The organism is Streptomyces gossypii, from assembly GCF_025165795.1.
GTDB lineage: Bacteria > Actinomycetota > Actinomycetes > Streptomycetales > Streptomycetaceae > Streptomyces > Streptomyces gossypii.
In genome coordinates, this window is record NZ_JAJAGO010000008.1 from 248,999 (window position 1) to 266,202 (window position 17,204).

The window sequence follows — 17,204 nt, forward strand, 5'->3', positions numbered from 1 at the left end:
AGGCGGGCCGGCGATTCCGGGAAGGGCTCCGGTGCCAGTCACCGGGGCCCTTCTCCACGCCCGGCCGCCGGACGCTCCCCGTACGCCGTCAACGAGCGGTCCGCGCTGGAGCCTCTCAGGCCGTCAGCCGCCGCACGGCGTCCCGCACCCGCTCGTCCGTCGCCGTGAACGCGATCCGCACGAAACGCTCGCCCGCTGCCCCGTAGAACTCCCCGGGTGCCACCAGGATCCCGCGTTCGGACAGCTCGCGGACCGTGTCCCAGCACGGCTCGTCCCGAGTCGCCCAGAGGTAGAGCGAAGCCTCGCTGTGCTCGATCCGGAAGCCGTTCGCCTCCAGCGCGCCCCGCAGCGCGGCGCGGCGGGCCGCGTAACGCTCACGCTGCCGCGCCACATGCGTGTCGTCCCCGAGCGCCGCCACCGCCGCCGCCTGCACCGGAGCCGGGCTCATCATCCCCCCGTGCTTGCGGATCTGGAGCAGCTCGCCCAGCACGGCGGAGTCGCCGACGGCGAAGGCCGCGCGGTACCCGGCGAGATTGGAGCGCTTGGAGAGCGAGTGGACGGCGACGATCCCCTCGTACGAACCGCCGCAGACCTCCGGGTGCAGCACGGAGACCGGATCAGCCTCCCAGCCCAGTTCCAGATAGCACTCGTCACTGAACACCAGCACGCCGTGCTCCCGGGCCCAGGCCACCGCCTCGCGCAGCGCCTCCTTGCCCTGCACCCGGCCGGTGGGGTTGGACGGCGAGTTGAGCCAGAGCAGGCGCAGACCGCGCGGGTCCAGCTCCACGACGCTCTCGTAGGGGACTGGTTCAGCGCCCGTCAGCCGGGCGCCGACCTCGTACGTCGGGTAGGCCAGCCGGGGATACGCCACCCGGTCTCCGGCGCCGAGGCCCAGCTGCGTCGGCAGCCAGGCGACCAGCTCCTTCGATCCGACGACGGGCAGCACATGGGAGTGCGTGAGGCCGCGGGCACCCAGCCTGCGCCCGCACCAGTCCACGATGGCGTCCCGCAAGGCGGGGGTGCCCCACACCGTGGGGTAGCCGGGGCTGTCCGCCGCGTCCGTGAGCGCCTGCCGGACCAGCTCGGGCACCGGGTCGACCGGGGTCCCCACCGAGAGGTCCACGATGCCGTCGGGGTGCGCCGCGGCCGTCGCCTTGAACGGCTCCAGCCGGTCCCAGGGGAACACCGGCAGCCGGGCCGAAACGGCCGGGTCTGGTGACGCCGGGGCGGGCGTCGGCGCGGGCAGTGACGTGGTCACGGCGGTGGCTCACTCTCTCTCGAACTGCCTCGGTCCCGCAGGCACGGCATGCCGACGGGACCGAGGGCGGCGCCGGACACGCCTGGGCAAGGACCTAGGCGCGCTCCGGGCCGGAAGCTCTCACAGCAGATTTCGCGGAATCACTCGTCGTGGCTCTGCGGCGGGAGCGCGGTGATCACCGGGTGGTCCCGTTCGATCATGCCGAGTTTGGAAGCACCGCCGGGCGAACCGAGCTCATCGAAGAACTCGACGTTCGCCTTGTAGTAGTCCTTCCACTCCTCCGGAGTGTCATCCTCATAGAAGATCGCCTCGACCGGGCACACCGGCTCGCAGGCCCCGCAGTCGACGCATTCGTCCGGATGAATATACAAGGACCGCTGGCCCTCGTAGATACAGTCGACGGGGCACTCCTCGATGCAGGCCTTGTCCTTAAGGTCGACACAAGGCTCCGCGATGACGTAGGTCACGCTGTCGTTCCTCCTCGATAGGGCCGGCGGACCGAGTACGGCTCCGCCGAGGGCGCGCGGGAGCGCGGCGTCGTCGATGCCCGCCTCTAGTATCTCCGTTCCCGGGCACGAGACGAACAGGAGGGGCGATTCCTGACGTGGAATTCACCATCAGCGGACAACTTGAGGTCCGCATCAGCCCCGACGACGTGGGGAAACGCGTGTCGGTGAGGTCTTTGACCGGTCCCGATGAGCCGAGCGCCACCTTCACCGACACGGTCGGCGTGCTCACATCCTGGACAGACGGTGTGTTGAAGATCACCCGCCGCGACGGTACCGGTGTCTCGCTCCAGGAGTCCGCCGTCGTGGCGGGCAAAACCGTGCCTCCACCGCCCGACCGGCGGCGTGGCGTACCGGCGGCGGCCGTCCCCGAACTCCAGGAGGTCGCGGCACGCGGCTGGCCCGCACTGGAGACGGAACGGCTCGGGGAGTGGACGCTGCGCGCCAGCCCCGTCACCCCGCACGGAGCGGACCCCGTGGCCGACCAGCCACGCGAGGGATTCACCGCCCGCGGCAACTCCGTACTGCCACTGGGCAGCTGCGGGCTGGACTGGGAAACCGCCCTGCGAGAGATCGTCCGCTGGTACGCCGCCCGCGGACTCCCCGCGAAGATCCAGGTCACCACGGAGGCCGGGGGAGGCCGCCCCGGAGCCACCCGTACGGACGAAAGACTGGCCGCCGCACTCGCCGACCGCGGCTGGACCGCCGAGCGGCACGCCCAGATGCGCACCGGCGCGCTCGCCCCGCTCGCCGACCGGGAGCCGGACGCCCGGGTGCTGCTGCACCGGGAGCTGTCTCCGGAGTGGCTCAGCCTGTATGGCCGTGCCTCCGATGACAGCCACAGCACGGCAGCGCGGGTGCTGTCCGGCGGCCCCTCGGTGTGGTTCGCGACCGTGCCCCGCACCGGCCCGGAGGCCGCGGAGGCGGACGGCCCGCCCGCCGCGATCGGGCGCTGTGTGGTGGACGGCCGCTGGGCGGGGTTCGCCGCGATAGAGGTGGCCCCGGACCAGCGGCGCCAGGGACTGGCCGAAGCGGTGATGGCCGAGCTGGCCCGGCACGCGCTGGCGGAAGGCGCCTCGGCGGGCTACCTCCAGGTGGAGCCGGACAACACGGCGGCCACTGCCCTCTACGACGGGCTGGGCTTCACCGTCCACCACCTGTACCACTACCGCCGGGCACCGCGGGAGTGACCGCCGCGTGCCGGGAGGCGCGCACCAGGACCGTACGTGAGGCGGGAGTGAGCGCTCCCGCCCAGAGGAACGACCGCGACGGGGAGCGCCGCATGACAACGGACAGCAGGGAGAGATTCCGCAGGGCAGCGACCGAGCAGCGGCCGGATCTGGCTCTGCTGTGCCTGCTGATCGGCACGGAGGCGGCGAAGGCTTCGGCAGGCGAAGCGACAGAGGAGGCGGCGGGCGAGGCGGCGGGCGAAGCCGGGGACTGGATCGACGCGGCGATCGACAGCTCGCAGATGGAACTCGACCGACTCGCCGGGCAGCTGCCCGCCGACCTCCGCCAGAGCGGCGACCCCTGGGCCTGGGCCGAGGCGCTGCGGCGCCTGCTCGGTGAGGAACACGGCTTCCACGGCACGACGGCCGACTACCGGCGGCTGGACTCGTCGCTGCTCCAGGCCGTGCTGATCCGGCGGCGCGGGCTGCCCATCCTGCTCTCGGTCGTCTGGATCGAGGTGGCCCGGCGGGCCGGTGCGCCCGTGTACGGAGTGGCGCTCCCCGGCCACTTCGTCGTCGGCTTCGGCGACCCGTCGGGCAAGCAGGTGCTCGCCGACCCCTTCAACGGCGGTCGGCTGCTCGCGGAGGGCGAGCTGGACCTCCTGGTCACGGCCGCCACGGGCGGGAGCAGACCGGTGTCGCGGGCGATGCTCCAGCCCGCCGATCCGCTGGAGACGGTGCTGCGGGTGCTGAACAACATCCGGGCCTGGGCGGCGGCACGGCCGGAGCACTCGGACGTCCAGCTGTGGGCCCTCGACCTCTCCCTGCTCCTCCCCCACCATCCGGTGCGGCTGCGGCTGGAGCGCTCACAGCTGCTCGTCGAGCGCGGCGACTTCGTCGGCGGTGCGCGCGGGCTGGAGGAGTACGCGGACGTCGTCTCCGCGATGGAGCCCAACGCGGCGGACGCCGTACGCCGTCAGGCGCGTGCAGCTCGGGCGCGGCTCAACTAGGGCGTGTTTGAGAAGCAGCGCCGGTAAGGCCCGCGGCGGCTGGTGCGTGCGCCCGCAAGGCGGAGGATCGCCCTCGTAATGGGTTACTCGGGCGATTCCGACAACGCGGCGAGCGTGTGTGCCAGGCGTCGCGGGCGGGGCGGGACTTTCGAAGCACGCCCCGGGGCGTGTCCAGAGGCCCACGCGACTGCCCCGCCCCCGGCGGGGCGCCGGGGGCGGGGCAGGAACAGGCGGGGCGGAGCGACTCGCAGGCCGTGGGCTCGCGGGCTACTGGCTGCGGGAGCCTTCCACCACGGCCTTGCGCTTCTCGGGCTCCGGGGGCGCCGGCTTCTTCAGTGCCTGGATCATCGCCGCGGCCGCGTGCTTCGGGGTCATCTTGACAGTCCCCGATCCCGCCTCGATCACGACACCGTCGAAGGCCGATCCGTAGGTCTTCTTCAGCGCCTCCATGTCGATCACCGGCTGCAGCTTCCCGCCGCCCGGCTTCATCGTCAGGAAGTCGCCCATCGTCTGCTGGCTGAAGGGCACTTCCACATCGCCCGCTTCCAGCCACACCCAGCCCGACATCGCCGTCTTCCCGAAGCCGCTGACGGCGCTGTCGATCTCCTTCTCGCTGATCGTCGGCTGTTGATTGCTGACGGGCAGCGTGACCGGGCCGTTCTTTCCGGTGGCGGCGCGGTCGCGGTAAGCGCTCTCGACGGCCTCCGACGCCTTGGCGACGTTGACGCCCTTGAACGGCTTGCCGGGCACGCCGACAGCCTTGCCGTTCTCGAACTTGACCATGCCGTCCTTGGCAGCGCCGGAACCCCCCGAGCTTTCCACGTCGGCGGCGAGGGCGGACACCGCCGCCTCCAGTTTCTCCTCGTCGACCTCGAGCGCGGCATCCGCCTCACGGCTGCCGCCGAGGAGCGAACCGATGACGGACACCGGGTTGTAATCCTGCCCCGCCACCTCGCGGACGGTCGCCTCCGTGTCTATCGTCAGGCCCGCGACGCTCGGCTTGAGCTGGGTCTTCTCGCCGTCCACCACGACGGTGAGCGGGGAAGTGCCCCGCTTGCCGAGCGCTGCGTCCAGCGTGTCGATCGCCTCCTGCTTCTGCTTGCCGCCGATGTCGACCCCGAGCACCGTGGTGCCGTTGGGGACGTCGGCGTGGTCCAGGAGGAGCCCGGCGCCGTAGGCGACGCCCAGTATGCCGATCAGGCTCGCGCCCACGAGCATGAGCTTGGAGCGTCCCTTGGACGCGGGCCGGTCGTTGCCGCCGCCGAGGTCACCGCGGTCCGGCACGTCGCCGGGAGCGGGGACGGGCGCGCCGGGCGCTGGTCCCGGGAAGCCGCCCTCGGCTGAGGGAAGCCGCGGGATGCCGCTGATGAGCGTGTCGCTGGAGATCCCCTCGCCGCCCGGAGCGCCCGGAGCGCCCGGAGCGCCGGGAACACTCGGCGCGCCCGGAACACTTGGGGCACCCGGGAAGTCCGTGCCGCCCGGTGCGCCGTACGGCGGTGATGCCGGACTGCCGGACGACTGCGGCGCGCTGGGCTGCGTCATCCCCGAGAACGCCGACGGGCCGGTGCCCAGGCCGAGGGTGGAATTGGCGGCTGACTCCGCCCCGGCCGCCGGCGGCCCGGGGGGGAGAGGCGTCTCGGTGGTGTCACCCGAGGTGCCGAGCGGACCCAGCACACCCATCTGGCCCAGTACGCCGGGAGGGCCCGGCACGGCGGGCGTCGGCGGCGGGGGCGGCGGCAGGGGCATGTCGCCGGTCGCCGGCCCGGAGGTCGGCCCCACCGGGGGACCCGGCGGCGGCACCGCCGGGCCGGCGGTGCCGGAAGCCGGTGCACGCCCTGGCTCGCCCATCAGATCGGCAAGTTCGTCGATGGCGCTGCGCGGCACGTTGCCGGTGGTCTCGCTCAGGCCGATCGCCGGGAAGCCCTCCGGCGGCGTCGGGGGGTGCTCCTGGGCGTCGCTCTCGTCGGGCGGGCCCGGGACGTACGGACGCTCGCCGCCCGGCGGACCAGGTGTTCCCGGCGGCGGGGCGGCAGGCGGTGACCCGTCTTCCCCGGACGCTCCGGACTCCGGCTTGGGCGCCTTGCGCGGAGCGAACCAGTCGCTCGTCCCCTGCGGGGAGTCGCCGCCGGAGCCCCCGGCTCCGCCAGAACCGCCGGTGTCCCCCGAGCCGCCTCCTGAGCCGCCCGCGGACATCGCGGCTGTCTCCGCACCGCCCCCGGCCGCCCCTGAGGCGGCGGCGACTGCGGTTTCCTCCCGCCGGGCGGCGGGCACGGCGGCGCCCGCCTCGGGGCTGCCGCCGGGCGGGCCGGGCTCGGCCCCGGCCACGACGGGCGTACGCATCACGACCGGCGGAATCGGCCGGGATCCGGGGATGTTGATCCGGATCCGGGTGGTCAGCGTGGTCTCGGTTTTCGGTTCGTCCGCTCGCGCGGCCGCGGCGGGGTCCACTCCTGAAGCTCCGCGGTCGGCCGGCTCTCCCGCTCCGTCGGCGGAGCCGTACGGCTCAGTGCCCGGTGCGGGGGCGGGACCGCCGCGCCCGCGGGGCCCGGAGGACGAACTGTCAGTTTCACGGCTCAAAACAGGATCTCCCGGTTGGGTTCGCCGCCGTCATGTTGTCCGAAAGCGGCTCGCCAGCGCGCACCACCATACTTGGGGCCGCTGACACTGGTCCCGGCACCACAGAATCACCACATCAGAGTGGGTATCAGCGGCTCTTGTCGGTCCGCTTGTCCGCTGGCAGCGGCACTGCGGGCAGCGCGATCGTGGCACAGATCACGGCCAGCAGCATCCCACCGAAGAGGAAGACATAGGACCCGAGACCGGTGCCGAACACGAAGTCGCCCTCGGGACGCGGCATGGTCAGCAGCACCACGGCCACCACCCAGCCGCCCGCCGGGGCGATCGCGCCCAGCTTCGTACGGGTCAGCTGGGCACCGCCCCAGAACAGCCCCGCCGCGCCCGCCAGGGCGAGCGGCACTCCTCCGACGGACCAGCCCGCCTGCACCAGTGCGCCCGCCGCGCCGATGAGCAGGCCGAGCACCACCAGCCCGGCGTACGCCGCGATGCGCGCGCCTGTGACCGGCCGGTGAACGGGCCCGGTGAGCAAGCCGCCCAGCAGACCGCTCATGGGATCACCATCCCGGCGAACAGGTCGTCCGCTGGCCCTCCGGGCGGTGCGGACGCGTCAGCGAGACGGTAGTGCTCGGCGCCGAAGAGCGGCTGCCCCAGATCGTTCGACAGGGCGAAAAACGGTCCGTCCACGGCGATCTGGCTCGCATGCGCGCGCATCGCCGCGGTTTTGGCGGCAAAGTGGCGGTCGCCGCCGTCGATGATGACGGCGACCTCGGAGTCGTCGACGACCCCGGGCACGTCATCCGCCCCCGCGATGCCGGGGAAGGGGATGTCCCGGCCCGCCTCCCGCAGTCGGGCGAAGCCCGCCTCTATCGCGGAACGCTGCACACAGTTCCAGTAGATCCGCGCGACGGTGTGCGGTCTGCCCAGCTCCGGCCGGTCGTCCGCGGCCGCCAGCTCGGCAGCTCGCATCGCGACCCGGTGGGCCTGGATGTGGTCGGGGTGGCCGTAGCCGCCATTGGGGTCGTAGGTCACCAGGACCTGGGGGCGCACCTCACGGATCACCTCCATGAGGAGCTCCGCCGCCTCGTCCAGCGGGGCGCGCCAGAAGCAGTCCGGGCGGGCGTTCTGCTCCACGCCCATCATCCCGGAGTCGCGGTAGCGGCCGGGGCCGCCCAGGAAGCGGTGGTCGGTCACGCCCAGCTCACGCATCGCGGCGGCGAGTTCGCCGATGCGGTACGGGCCCAGGGTGTCCTCGCGGTCGGGTGCGAGATGGGCCAGCCCGGGCGGGATCACCTCTCCTTCTTCGCCGAGTGTGCAGGTAACCAACGTGACGAGGGCGCCCTCGGCCGCGTACTTGGCCATGGTGGCGCCGTTGTTGATCGACTCGTCGTCAGGGTGGGCGTGCACGAGCAGCAGACGGCGGTCGGGTGGGTCGGTCATGCCCCGAGCCTACGATGCCCCGGGACCGACCGTCGTCAGAACTGAATGTCACCGATCAGGTTCGCCACGTTCGTCGTCACATCAGTGATCGTCGGCGCGGCGGTCGAGCTGGCGAGATAAAAGCCCAACAGCGTGCACACCAGGGCGTGGCCGCCCTTGAGTCCTGACTTCTTGATGAGCAGGTAGACGATGACTGCCAGCAGCACCACCGCCGAAATCGAGAGCGCCACGGCGGTTCACCTCCAAGTACACGCGGTCGGGAAGCGGTTGGGACAGGTATCGGAGGCTTCATACCCCCGGACCCACCATCCGCAACGGATCATAACTATCGGTAGGCCGACATGGTTCGGTGCACTGGAGCAGATGAGGGGCGCATATTCGATTCAAGCCAGTCCGGCGCCGGTCCGGGCGGCGGCGCTACCCTCTACCCTCAGCACCATGTCTGAGACTTTCCCGCGGCAGTACGCACGCACGAACCGGTTTACCCTGGGCGCCCCGCGTGCCTTCACCGTGGCGCCCGACGGGGAGCGCGTCGTCTTCCTGCGCTCGCGCACCGGCTCCGACCGGGCACACGCCCTGTGGGTGCGGGAGCTGGCCGGGGGCCGGGAGTTCGCCGCGGCCGACTCGGATGTGCTCCTCGGCGGTGCGGCGGAGGAGCTGCCGCCGGAGGAACGCGCCCGGCGCGAGCGGAGCCGCGAGGGCTCCGCCGGAATCGTGGCATATGCCACGGACACGGCGGTCGAATTGGCGGCTTTCGCCCTCTCCGGGCGGCTCTTCGCCGCCGAGCTGCGCGCGGGTACGGCCCGCGAACTCCCCGCCGCCGGTCCCGTGGTGGACCCTCGTCCGTCCCCCGACGGCCGCCGCATCGCCTATGTCTCGGGTGGCGCGCTCCGTACGGTCGCCGCCGACGGCAGCGACGACCGCGCCGTCGCGGTCCCCGAGTCGCAAACCGTGACCTATGGGCTAGCCGAGTTCGTCGCCGCCGAGGAGATGAACCGGTTCCGCGGCTACTGGTGGTCCCCCGAGAGCGACCGGCTGCTGGTTGCCCGCGCCGACGACGCCCCGGTCACGCGCTGGTGGATCTCCGACCCGGCGAACCCGGACCGGGAGCCCGTCGCGGTCCCGTATCCGGCGGCGGGCACCGCGAACGCCGAGGTCACCCTCCAGCTGCTCGACGCGGACGGACAGGGGCGCACGGAGGTCACCTGGGACCGCGCCCGCTACCCGTATCTCGCCCGCGTGCACTGGTCCTCCTACGGACCGCCGCTGGTGCTGGTGCAGGCGCGCGACCAGCGCAGCCAGCTCTGCCTGACCGTCGACACCACCACCGGCGCCACCTCACCACTGCACGCGGAAGATGATCCAGTATGGCTCGAACTCTTCGCCGGAGTTCCCGCCTGGACACCGGACGGAAGGCTGGTCCGGATCGAGGACGAAGGCGGCGCCCGGGTCCTGATGGCAGGCGACCGCCCGCTGACCTCGGCCGCCCTCCATGTCCGCGCGGTGCTGGACATCGGCACGGAGGACATCCTCTTCTCCGCCTCCCCCGGCGACGCCTCGGACCGGATGGACACCGAGGCGGGCGACATCGGCGTCTACCGTGCGTCCTTCCGGGGCAGCGGGGACAAGGGCGGCTGGGAGCGGATCGCCGTCGGCACGGGCCCGCACGTCGCCTCGGCGGTGCGCGGCGGTGACACGGTCGTCCTCTCCAGCGCGCGGCTGGAGAGCCCCGGCTCGGTCGTGAGCGTGCTGCGGCTCACCGAGGACGGCGGCACCGACCCGCGGGGCACAGTCGCCTCGTACGCCGAACGGCCCGTGCTCACCGCGGCGCCGCGCCTGCTGCACGCGGGCGAGCGGGGAGTCCCGGTGGCCGTGCTGCTGCCCAGCGGCTACCGGAAGGGCGACGGACCGCTTCCGGTCCTGATGGACCCGTACGGCGGCCCGCACGGCCAGCGGGTGGTCGCGGCGCACAACGCGCATCTCACCTCGCAGTGGTTCGCCGACCAGGGCTTCGCGGTGGTCGTGGCGGACGGGCGCGGTACGCCCGGCTACTCCCCCGGCTGGGAGAAGGCCATCTCGCGGGATCTTGCCGCGGTCAACCTGGCCGACCAGACCGACGCCCTGCACGCCCTCGCCGAGACCGAGCCGCTGGACCTCGGCCGCGTCGGCATCCGGGGCTGGTCGTACGGCGGCTATCTCGCCGCGCTGGCGGTGCTGCGACGCCCGGACGTCTTCCACGCGGGCGTGGCGGGCGCACCGGTCACCGATCTCCGGCTGTACGACACGCACTACGAGGAGCGCTATCTGGGTACCCCGCAGGACAACCCGGAGGTGTACGCGGCGAATTCGCTGATCACCGACGAGGGGCTGTCCGGGGCCGCCGAGCAGCACCGCCCGCTGATGGTGATCCACGGCCTCGCCGACGACAACGTCGCCGTCGCCCACACCCTGCGGCTGTCCTCCGCGCTGCTGGCGGATGGCCGGCCGCACGAGGTGCTGCCGCTGTCCGGCGTGACGCACATGACGCCGCAGGAGGAGGTCGCGGAGAACCTGCTGCTGCTCCAGGTCGCCTTCCTGAAGCGTTCGCTCGGCATGGTCTGACGCCTGTTCCGGCCCGGGCCGGAACCCGGGCCGAAACCGGCTACGGCGCCGCACCCCGTCCGGGTGCGGCGCCGTAGCCGGTAAACGCAGGCTTGGACGTCAGTCGGTGCTGTCGTGCTTCGCCGCCTTGCCCTCCGCCGAGGCCAGCGCCGCGTCCAGCACGATGTCCGTGCCCCGGTCCGCTATCGTCCCCTCCTCCGGGAAGTGGCAGGCCGTGAGGTGCCCGGCTGCGTTGCCCCCGATCTGGACGAGCGGCGGGGCTTCGCTGGCGCACTTGTCCTGCGCCTTCCAGCAGCGCGTACGGAACCGGCAGCCGGACGGCGGGTTGACGGGCGAGGGCACGTCACCGGCGAGCCTGATGCGCTCCCGCCCGCTGTTGTTCGCCACGTCCTCGTCCAGCGAGGCTTCCGGCACCGCGGAGAGCAGCGCGTGCGTGTACGGGTGCCGCGGGCGGGTGTAGATGTCCTCGCGGGAACCGACCTCCACGATCTTGCCCAGGTACATCACCGCGACGCGCTGCGAGAAGTGCCGGACGATCGCCAGATCGTGCGCGATGAAGAGGAAGGCGATCCCCATCTCGCGCTGCACCTTCTGCAGCAGGTTGACGACCTGTGCCTGGATGGAGACGTCGAGCGCGGAAACCGGCTCGTCCGCGATGATCAGCTTGGGCTCCAGTGCGAGCGCGCGGGCCACCCCGATGCGCTGCCGCTGGCCGCCGGAGAACTCGTGCGGGAAGCGGTTGTAGTGCTCCGGGTTGAGGCCGACCGTCTCCAGCAGTTCGCGGGTCTTCTTCTCCCGCCCGCCGGGCGGGTTGATGCCGTTGACCTCCATCGGACCGCTGACGATCGACCCGACGGTCTGCCGCGGGTTTAGCGACGAGTACGGGTCCTGGAAGATCATCTGGATCTCGGACCGGATGGGTGCCAGCTGCCGCCGCTTGGCGTGGGTGATGTCCTGCCCGCGGTAGGTGATCGTGCCGCTGGTCGGCTCCAGCAGCCGGGTCAGCAGCCGCCCGGTGGTGGACTTCCCGCAGCCCGACTCGCCGACGAGGCCGAAGCTCTCACCCGCGTGCACGGTCAGGTCGACGCCCTCGACCGCCTGGACCGCCCCGACGGTCCGCTTGATGGGGAAGCCGCCCTTGATCGGGAAGTGCTTCGTCAGCCCCTCGACGCGCATCAGGGGCTCGCCCGTGTCCTGCGCGCCACCGCCCGACTTGGTCAGGGTGAGTTCCTCGCTCATGTCTCTTTCTCCCTAACCCAACCTGGGCTTGATCTGCTCGACGAAGATGGTCCGCTTCTGTTCTGCCGTCAGGTGGCAGGCCGCGGCGCGCCCCAGCGGCAGCTCGGGGCGCCGGCTGCCGCACGCGTGCTCGCCGGACACCTGGTCGACGAAGTCGCAGCGCGGATGGAAGGCGCAGCCCGGCGGCGGCGTGAGCAGGCTCGGCGGTGTGCCCTCGATCGGCCGGAGGCCCTCGCTGACATCCGAGCCGATCCGCGGCATCGAGCTGAGCAGGCCCCAGGTGTACGGGTGCTGCGGTGCGGTCAGCACCTCCTTGGTGGTGCCCCGCTCGACAGCCCGGCCCGCGTACATCACCAGGATGTCGTCGGCGACGTTGGCGATCACACCCAGGTCGTGCGTGATGAAGACGATCGCCGAGCCGAACTCCTGCTGGAGGTCCTTGAGCAGGTCCAGGATCTGCGCCTGGACGGTGACGTCGAGGGCGGTGGTCGGCTCGTCCGCGATCAGCAGGTCCGGGTTGCACACCAGCGACATCGCGATCATGGCACGCTGCCGCATGCCGCCGCTGAACTGGTGCGGATAGTCGTTCACGCGCATCTTCGGGTTCGGGATGCCGACCCTGTCCAGCATCTCGATCGCCCGCTGATGGGCTTCCTTCTTGGAGGCGCCCGTGTGCTTGCGGTACGGCTCACCGATCTGCCGGCCGATCGTGTAGAAGGGCGACAGGGCCGTCAGCGCGTCCTGGAAGATCATCGCCATCTTGTTGCCGCGGAGCTGCTCCATCTTCTTCTCGGGCGCTCCGGTCAGCTCCTGACCGTCCAGGATGATCTCGCCGGTGATCTCCGACTGGTCCGGGTTGTGGAGACCGAGGATGGACATGTTGGTCACCGACTTGCCGGAGCCGGATTCACCGACGATGCCGAGCGTCTTACCGCGTTCGAGATCGAAGGAGAGTCCGTCCACCGCCTTGACGATGCCGTCCTCGGTGGAGAACCGGACATGCAGGTCGCGTACCGAGAGGAAGGCGTCCGAGCCGGTCGGGGACGGCACGTTCTCCTCGGTCTTGGTGAGTGTGGTCACGGGTCGATCTCCTAGGACAGCCGCACGCGCGGGTCGATGAAGGCGTACAGAGCGTCCACGACGATGTTGCACGCCAGGATGAAGGCGGCGCTGACGAGCATCACACCCATGGTCAGCGGCAGGTCCTTGTCCTGGACGGATTCCACCGCGAGCCGCCCCAGGCCGGCCAGGCTGAAGGTGAATTCGGTGACGACTCCGCCGCTGAGCAGGGAGCCCAGGTCGACACCGAGAATGGTGACGATCGGAATGAGAGAACCGCGCCACGCGTAGCGGAAGAAGACGTACTTGCCGGACATGCCTTTCGCCTTGGCGGCACGGACATGGTCCTCCTGCAACTGCTCGATCATCGTGGACCGCGCCATACGAGTGTAGTTCGCGGTGAAGATGAGCGACATCACGAACCACGGGATGACCAGGCCGGTCGCCCAGCCGATGGCGTCCTCGGAGATCGGCACGTATTTCGGTGCGGCCAGCAGGCCCGTGTTGTAGACGAGGAGCCCCAGCACGATCGGGCCGAGGAAGTAGATCTGCATGGAGCTGAAGACCAGCGAGGTGGAGCTGACCGTCTTGTCGATCATGGTGCCCTTGGTGCGGGCGGCGACCATGCCGAGGCCGATGCCGATGGTCAGGAAGATGACCAGGCCGCCCAGGGTGAGGGAGACCGTCAGCGGGAGGCGGTCCATGATCGTGTCCCAGATCATGCGCTCGTCGTCGAAGGAGATCCCGAAGCACGGGGCATCGCAGTGGCCGACGTTGAAGTCACGCCCTGCGACGATTCCCTTCATGAATTCCCAGTACTGCATGGGAATCGACTGATCGAGGCCCATGGCTTCGCGGATGACCTTGAGGTTGCCCTCCGTACAGTTCCGGCCGCACGAGAGCATTGCCGGGTCCTGAGGAATGGCGAAGAACAAGAAGAAGGTGAAAGCACTGATCAGGATCAGAATGACTACTGCGCCGAGCATCCGGCGAGTCAGATATTTCAACATAGGAGTTCGCTGCTCTCAGCACGGCTGCCACGACGGGAGAGGAGGGGTGTGTCTCGGAGCCGGTCCCCGGAGGTGCGCGCCTTGTGAACGCGCACCTCCGGGGACCCGGTATGAAGCGGTCTTGCTTACTTCGTGAGGTGTTGCTTACTTCTTCAGGCTGTTCTTACTTCTTCAGGAACAGACGCGTCAGGTCGATGTAGCTGCGCTCGGTGCTGTACCGGGCGCCGCCGATGTTCGAGCCGTAGATCTGCAGCTGCTTGGTGTAGTACAGCGGAGCGGCCGGGTTGACCTTCTCCACGATGTACTTGTGGAGCTTCGTCCACTCCTCAGTCGCCTTCGCCGGGTCCTCGATCTTCAGGATCCGGTCGATCTCCGAGTTCACGTGCTTGTCGTTGATGTGCGAGTAGTTCGACGCACCGTCGGCGATCGCGTCACCGTCGTAGGACGGCGGGATGACGGTGGAGGCACTCGGCCAGTCCTGGCCCCAGCCGGTCATGTAGAGGTCGAAGCCGTTCTTGACCTTGCCCATCTGCTCGTACCAGGTGGCCTGGTCGACGTCCTTCTTCTGGATGTCGAAGCCGATGTCCTCGAGGGCCTTGGTGATGATCTCGGCCTGCTTCTGGCGGTGCGGCTCGTTGGCGTAGGCGTAGACGAGCTTGGTGCCCTTCTTGACGCCCGCCTCCTTGAGCAGCTCCTTGGCCTTCTCCTTGTCACCGTTCGGCTTCTTGAGCTTGCCGTACGGGTCGTAGCCCTTCACGTAACCCGGCACCGTCGGGGCGAGCAGACCGCCGGCCGGCTCACCGGCGTAGGTGCCGCCGTCCGGGCGCAGGATCTGGGCGTTCGGCAGCGCGTAGGTGATCGCGTCGCGGACACGCTTGTCCTTGATGCGGTTCATGTTCATGTTCAGCTGCCACACGTAGGGCTGGTAGCCCTGGACGGTGCGGTCCTCGGCCTCGGTGATGACCTTCTTCACCTTTGTCGAGTCGACCGAGCCGCTGAACTGGGTGGCGTTCTTCGCCTCACCGCGGTCGGAGAGGATCCGCTCGGTCTGGTCCGCCCGGCTGTGGTTGAAGGTGATGTTCCAGCCGTCGACGTACTGGTGACGCTTGGGGTCGGTCTTGGCGTCCCACTCCTCGTTCTTCACCAGCTTCAGCGACTTGCCGGGCTTGAACTCGGAGATCTTGTACGGACCGAGGGCGACGAGTCCCTTGCCCTGGTCGTACTTCTCCTTGGTGTCGTTGTCCTTCGGCACGATGGAGTAGCCGGCCATGGCGAGCGCCTGCGGCAGGTCCGGCTTCTTCGTCTTGAAGTGGAAGATGATCGTCTTGTCGTCCGGGGTCTCCAGGACGTCCTTGGGCAGGTGGTCGCCCTTGTACGGACCGTCGGGGAGCGCCTTGCGGTACGAAGCGCCCTCGCCGGACAGCCACTGCTGGACGAACAGCGGCCCGTCGGTGATGACCTCGGAGTACAGCCGCTCGATGGAGTGCCGGACGTCCTCGGAGGTGATCTCGTCACCCTCCTGGTCCTTGACGCCGTCCTTGAGCGTGTACGTCCAGGTCTTGCCGCCGTCGGACATCTTGCCGGCGTCGGTGGCGAGGTCACCCGCCACGGAGGTGCCGCCCTTGCCGTCCTCGACGAAGGTGGTCAGACCGCGGTGGATGAGACCGGCGAGCTGGCCCGCGTCGCTGACGTAGATCTCACCCGGGTCCAGGTGCGAGAAGTCATCCTCCTGGTAGGAGCGGATCGTGCCGCCCTCCTTGGCGCCCTTGACCTCTTTGGCCGGGCCCTGGGAGGCCGCCGCGTCGAGGTACTCGACGGCGTTGGACTGCGACTTGGCGTCCTTCTGCGAGTTCGACGTGTCCTTGGTGTCGCTGCTGCCGTCACTGCAGCCCGCGAGCACGAGCGACCCCGCCACGAGGGCGATGACCGGCCCCCGCGCTCTGTACGATCCGGTGAGTTTCATTTGGAGAATGCACCTGCCTGTCAGTTGGGATCCGTCTGCTGCCCAGTAGCCTCCGGTGTCCCGGCGCAGGGGTGGCAGCCCCCCTCAGATGGACGATCAGCGTCCGGACTTGGGGTCAAAGGCGTCCCGCACGGAGTCGCCGAGAAGGTTGAAGGCGACTACGAAGATCACCATGGCGATACCGGGGAAGAACATGTACGTGGGGTCGTTCTCGTAGATGCCTCCGGCCGTGGCGAACATCCGGCCCCAGTCGGGCGTCGGCTCCACATAGCCGACGCCGATGAAGGACAGGAACGCCACGCTCAGCATCGCCGAGGGCAGCATGTACGTGCCCTGCACCAGGACCGGGGTGAAGATGTTGGGAAGCAGCTCCTTGCGGATGATCCGCCAGGGCGACGCGCCGGTGACCTTCGCCGCTTCGACGAACTCGCGCTCACGCAGGCTGAGGACCTGGCTGCGGACCAGTCGGGCCATGCTCATCCAGCCCAGGAACCACAGCACCGTGATCATCGCCACCGCGCGTAGATACGTCGGCGTCTCCTCCTGCGGCGACACGAAGACCGATACGACGACGGGCATGGTCGCGATGAAGAACAGCTGACTGGGAAGGGACATCAGGAAGTCGGTGACGCGGCCGAGCCAGTAGTCGACCCTGCCGCCGAAGTAGCCCCCCACCAGACCGACCAGCACGCCGGTGATGACCATCAGGATGGTCACGATGACGGCGGTGTAGAGCGATGTCCGCATTCCGTAGAGCAGCTGCATGAAGACGTCCCGGCCCAGCTCGGGCTCGATGCCGAACCAGTGATCGGCGGACATGCCGCCGTTGGGACCGGTCGGGAACCCGAAGTCGTCCAGCAGGCCGTACTCGTTCTGCCCGTACAGCGTGTACGGGTCCTTTCCGTACAGCCAGGAGACGACTGGCGCCAGTGCCGCGATGGCGAAGAAAAAAATCACTACGCAGGCAGAGATCATGCCGGTACGGTCGCGCTTGAAGCGCGCCCACATCAGCTGGCCGGGTGACCGGCCGGTGTACTGGCCGGGTTTGCCCGACTTCTCCGTGCTCAGACCTTCTGCGTCCGGACCTGGGGTGTCGGTCCCGACCTTCGCAGTCTGGGATGGACTCGTCATCGCGTTGTGCCCCCGCGCTCGTGGTGCTCCGAACCCGTTCTGACTGGCACCGGGGTGTGCCGTGGGTTGAGCGGACTTTTGCAAGTGAATAAGTACGCAGTCAAGGGGTGTTGGTACTGGCATACGGGTCAGACACGCATCTTGAGCGAAGATTTTGCAGATTGACGTGCCAGCGTGCTTGACACCCTCACACTCAGGCAGTCATAACCAGACATTCTGGGAGAAAGCTTCTTAACACACTCGC

Annotated in this window: 14 protein-coding genes; 3 read left to right on the forward strand and 11 right to left on the reverse strand. The window is 69.7% G+C overall.

What is annotated here, in order from left to right; genetic code table 11:
• Positions 1 to 115: 115 nt before the first annotated feature.
• Positions 116 to 1,258 carry a succinyldiaminopimelate transaminase gene (gene dapC / locus LHJ74_RS18875; RefSeq protein ID WP_311203324.1) on the reverse strand — a complete coding sequence of 381 codons (1,143 nt, stop codon included), beginning with the start codon at positions 1,256 to 1,258 and terminating at the stop codon, positions 116 to 118.
• Positions 1,259 to 1,398: 140 nt separating this feature from the next.
• Positions 1,399 to 1,725: a ferredoxin gene (gene fdxA, locus LHJ74_RS18880; RefSeq protein ID WP_260219250.1), complete on the reverse strand. Its 327-nt coding sequence runs from the start codon at positions 1,723 to 1,725 to the stop codon at positions 1,399 to 1,401.
• A gap of 137 nt (positions 1,726 to 1,862) precedes the next feature.
• Between fdxA and LHJ74_RS18885 the strand changes: the two genes are divergently transcribed.
• Positions 1,863 to 2,954: a GNAT family N-acetyltransferase gene (locus LHJ74_RS18885; RefSeq protein ID WP_260219251.1), complete on the forward strand. Its 1,092-nt coding sequence runs from the start codon at positions 1,863 to 1,865 to the stop codon at positions 2,952 to 2,954.
• A 92-nt stretch (positions 2,955 to 3,046) separates the two neighbouring features.
• On the forward strand, positions 3,047 to 3,943 hold the full coding sequence (locus LHJ74_RS18890) for a transglutaminase-like domain-containing protein (protein ID WP_260219252.1): 897 nt from the start codon (positions 3,047 to 3,049) through the stop codon (positions 3,941 to 3,943).
• A 267-nt stretch (positions 3,944 to 4,210) separates the two neighbouring features.
• Here the strand turns inward: LHJ74_RS18890 and LHJ74_RS18895 are convergent, their stop codons facing one another.
• From LHJ74_RS18895 to LHJ74_RS18910, 4 genes are all read right to left on the reverse strand, one after another.
• Complete coding sequence (locus LHJ74_RS18895) at positions 4,211 to 6,391, reverse strand: peptidoglycan binding domain-containing protein (protein ID WP_260219253.1); 2,181 nt, start codon at positions 6,389 to 6,391, stop codon at positions 4,211 to 4,213.
• Between the two features lie 256 nt (positions 6,392 to 6,647).
• Positions 6,648 to 7,070 (reverse strand): DUF6113 family protein, encoded by a 423-nt coding sequence (locus tag LHJ74_RS18900; protein WP_260219254.1) that lies wholly within the window; start codon positions 7,068 to 7,070, stop codon positions 6,648 to 6,650.
• Positions 7,067 to 7,957 (reverse strand): N-acetyl-1-D-myo-inositol-2-amino-2-deoxy-alpha-D-glucopyranoside deacetylase, encoded by an 891-nt coding sequence (gene mshB, locus LHJ74_RS18905; protein WP_260219255.1) that lies wholly within the window; start codon positions 7,955 to 7,957, stop codon positions 7,067 to 7,069. Before mshB ends, LHJ74_RS18900 begins: the two co-directional genes overlap by 4 nt.
• Positions 7,958 to 7,992: 35 nt before the next feature.
• Positions 7,993 to 8,187 (reverse strand): hypothetical protein, encoded by a 195-nt coding sequence (locus LHJ74_RS18910; RefSeq protein WP_260219256.1) that lies wholly within the window; start codon positions 8,185 to 8,187, stop codon positions 7,993 to 7,995.
• A 208-nt stretch (positions 8,188 to 8,395) separates the two neighbouring features.
• Here LHJ74_RS18910 and LHJ74_RS18915 point away from each other — a divergent pair, with 208 nt between their 5' ends.
• The gene (locus LHJ74_RS18915; RefSeq protein ID WP_260219257.1) at positions 8,396 to 10,558 is read left to right on the forward strand and encodes a S9 family peptidase; all 2,163 of its coding nucleotides are present in this window, start codon (positions 8,396 to 8,398) and stop codon (positions 10,556 to 10,558) included.
• Positions 10,559 to 10,657: 99 nt separating this feature from the next.
• Here the strand turns inward: LHJ74_RS18915 and LHJ74_RS18920 are convergent, their stop codons facing one another.
• The 5 genes from LHJ74_RS18920 to LHJ74_RS18940 all read right to left on the reverse strand — a co-directional run bounded on the left by LHJ74_RS18920 (position 10,658) and on the right by LHJ74_RS18940 (position 16,960).
• Positions 10,658 to 11,797: an ABC transporter ATP-binding protein gene (locus LHJ74_RS18920; protein WP_260219258.1), complete on the reverse strand. Its 1,140-nt coding sequence runs from the start codon at positions 11,795 to 11,797 to the stop codon at positions 10,658 to 10,660.
• 12 nt (positions 11,798 to 11,809) lie between these two features.
• Positions 11,810 to 12,877, reverse strand: a complete 1,068-nt coding sequence (locus tag LHJ74_RS18925; protein ID WP_260219259.1) for an ABC transporter ATP-binding protein — start codon at positions 12,875 to 12,877, stop codon at positions 11,810 to 11,812.
• Between the two features lie 11 nt (positions 12,878 to 12,888).
• The gene (locus LHJ74_RS18930; RefSeq protein WP_260219260.1) at positions 12,889 to 13,866 is read right to left on the reverse strand and encodes an ABC transporter permease; all 978 of its coding nucleotides are present in this window, start codon (positions 13,864 to 13,866) and stop codon (positions 12,889 to 12,891) included.
• A 163-nt stretch (positions 13,867 to 14,029) separates the two neighbouring features.
• Complete coding sequence (locus LHJ74_RS18935; protein WP_260219261.1) at positions 14,030 to 15,829, reverse strand: ABC transporter substrate-binding protein; 1,800 nt, start codon at positions 15,827 to 15,829, stop codon at positions 14,030 to 14,032.
• A 96-nt stretch (positions 15,830 to 15,925) separates the two neighbouring features.
• Positions 15,926 to 16,960 (reverse strand): ABC transporter permease, encoded by a 1,035-nt coding sequence (locus LHJ74_RS18940; RefSeq protein ID WP_260219262.1) that lies wholly within the window; start codon positions 16,958 to 16,960, stop codon positions 15,926 to 15,928.
• Positions 16,961 to 17,204: the final 244 nt, after the last annotated feature.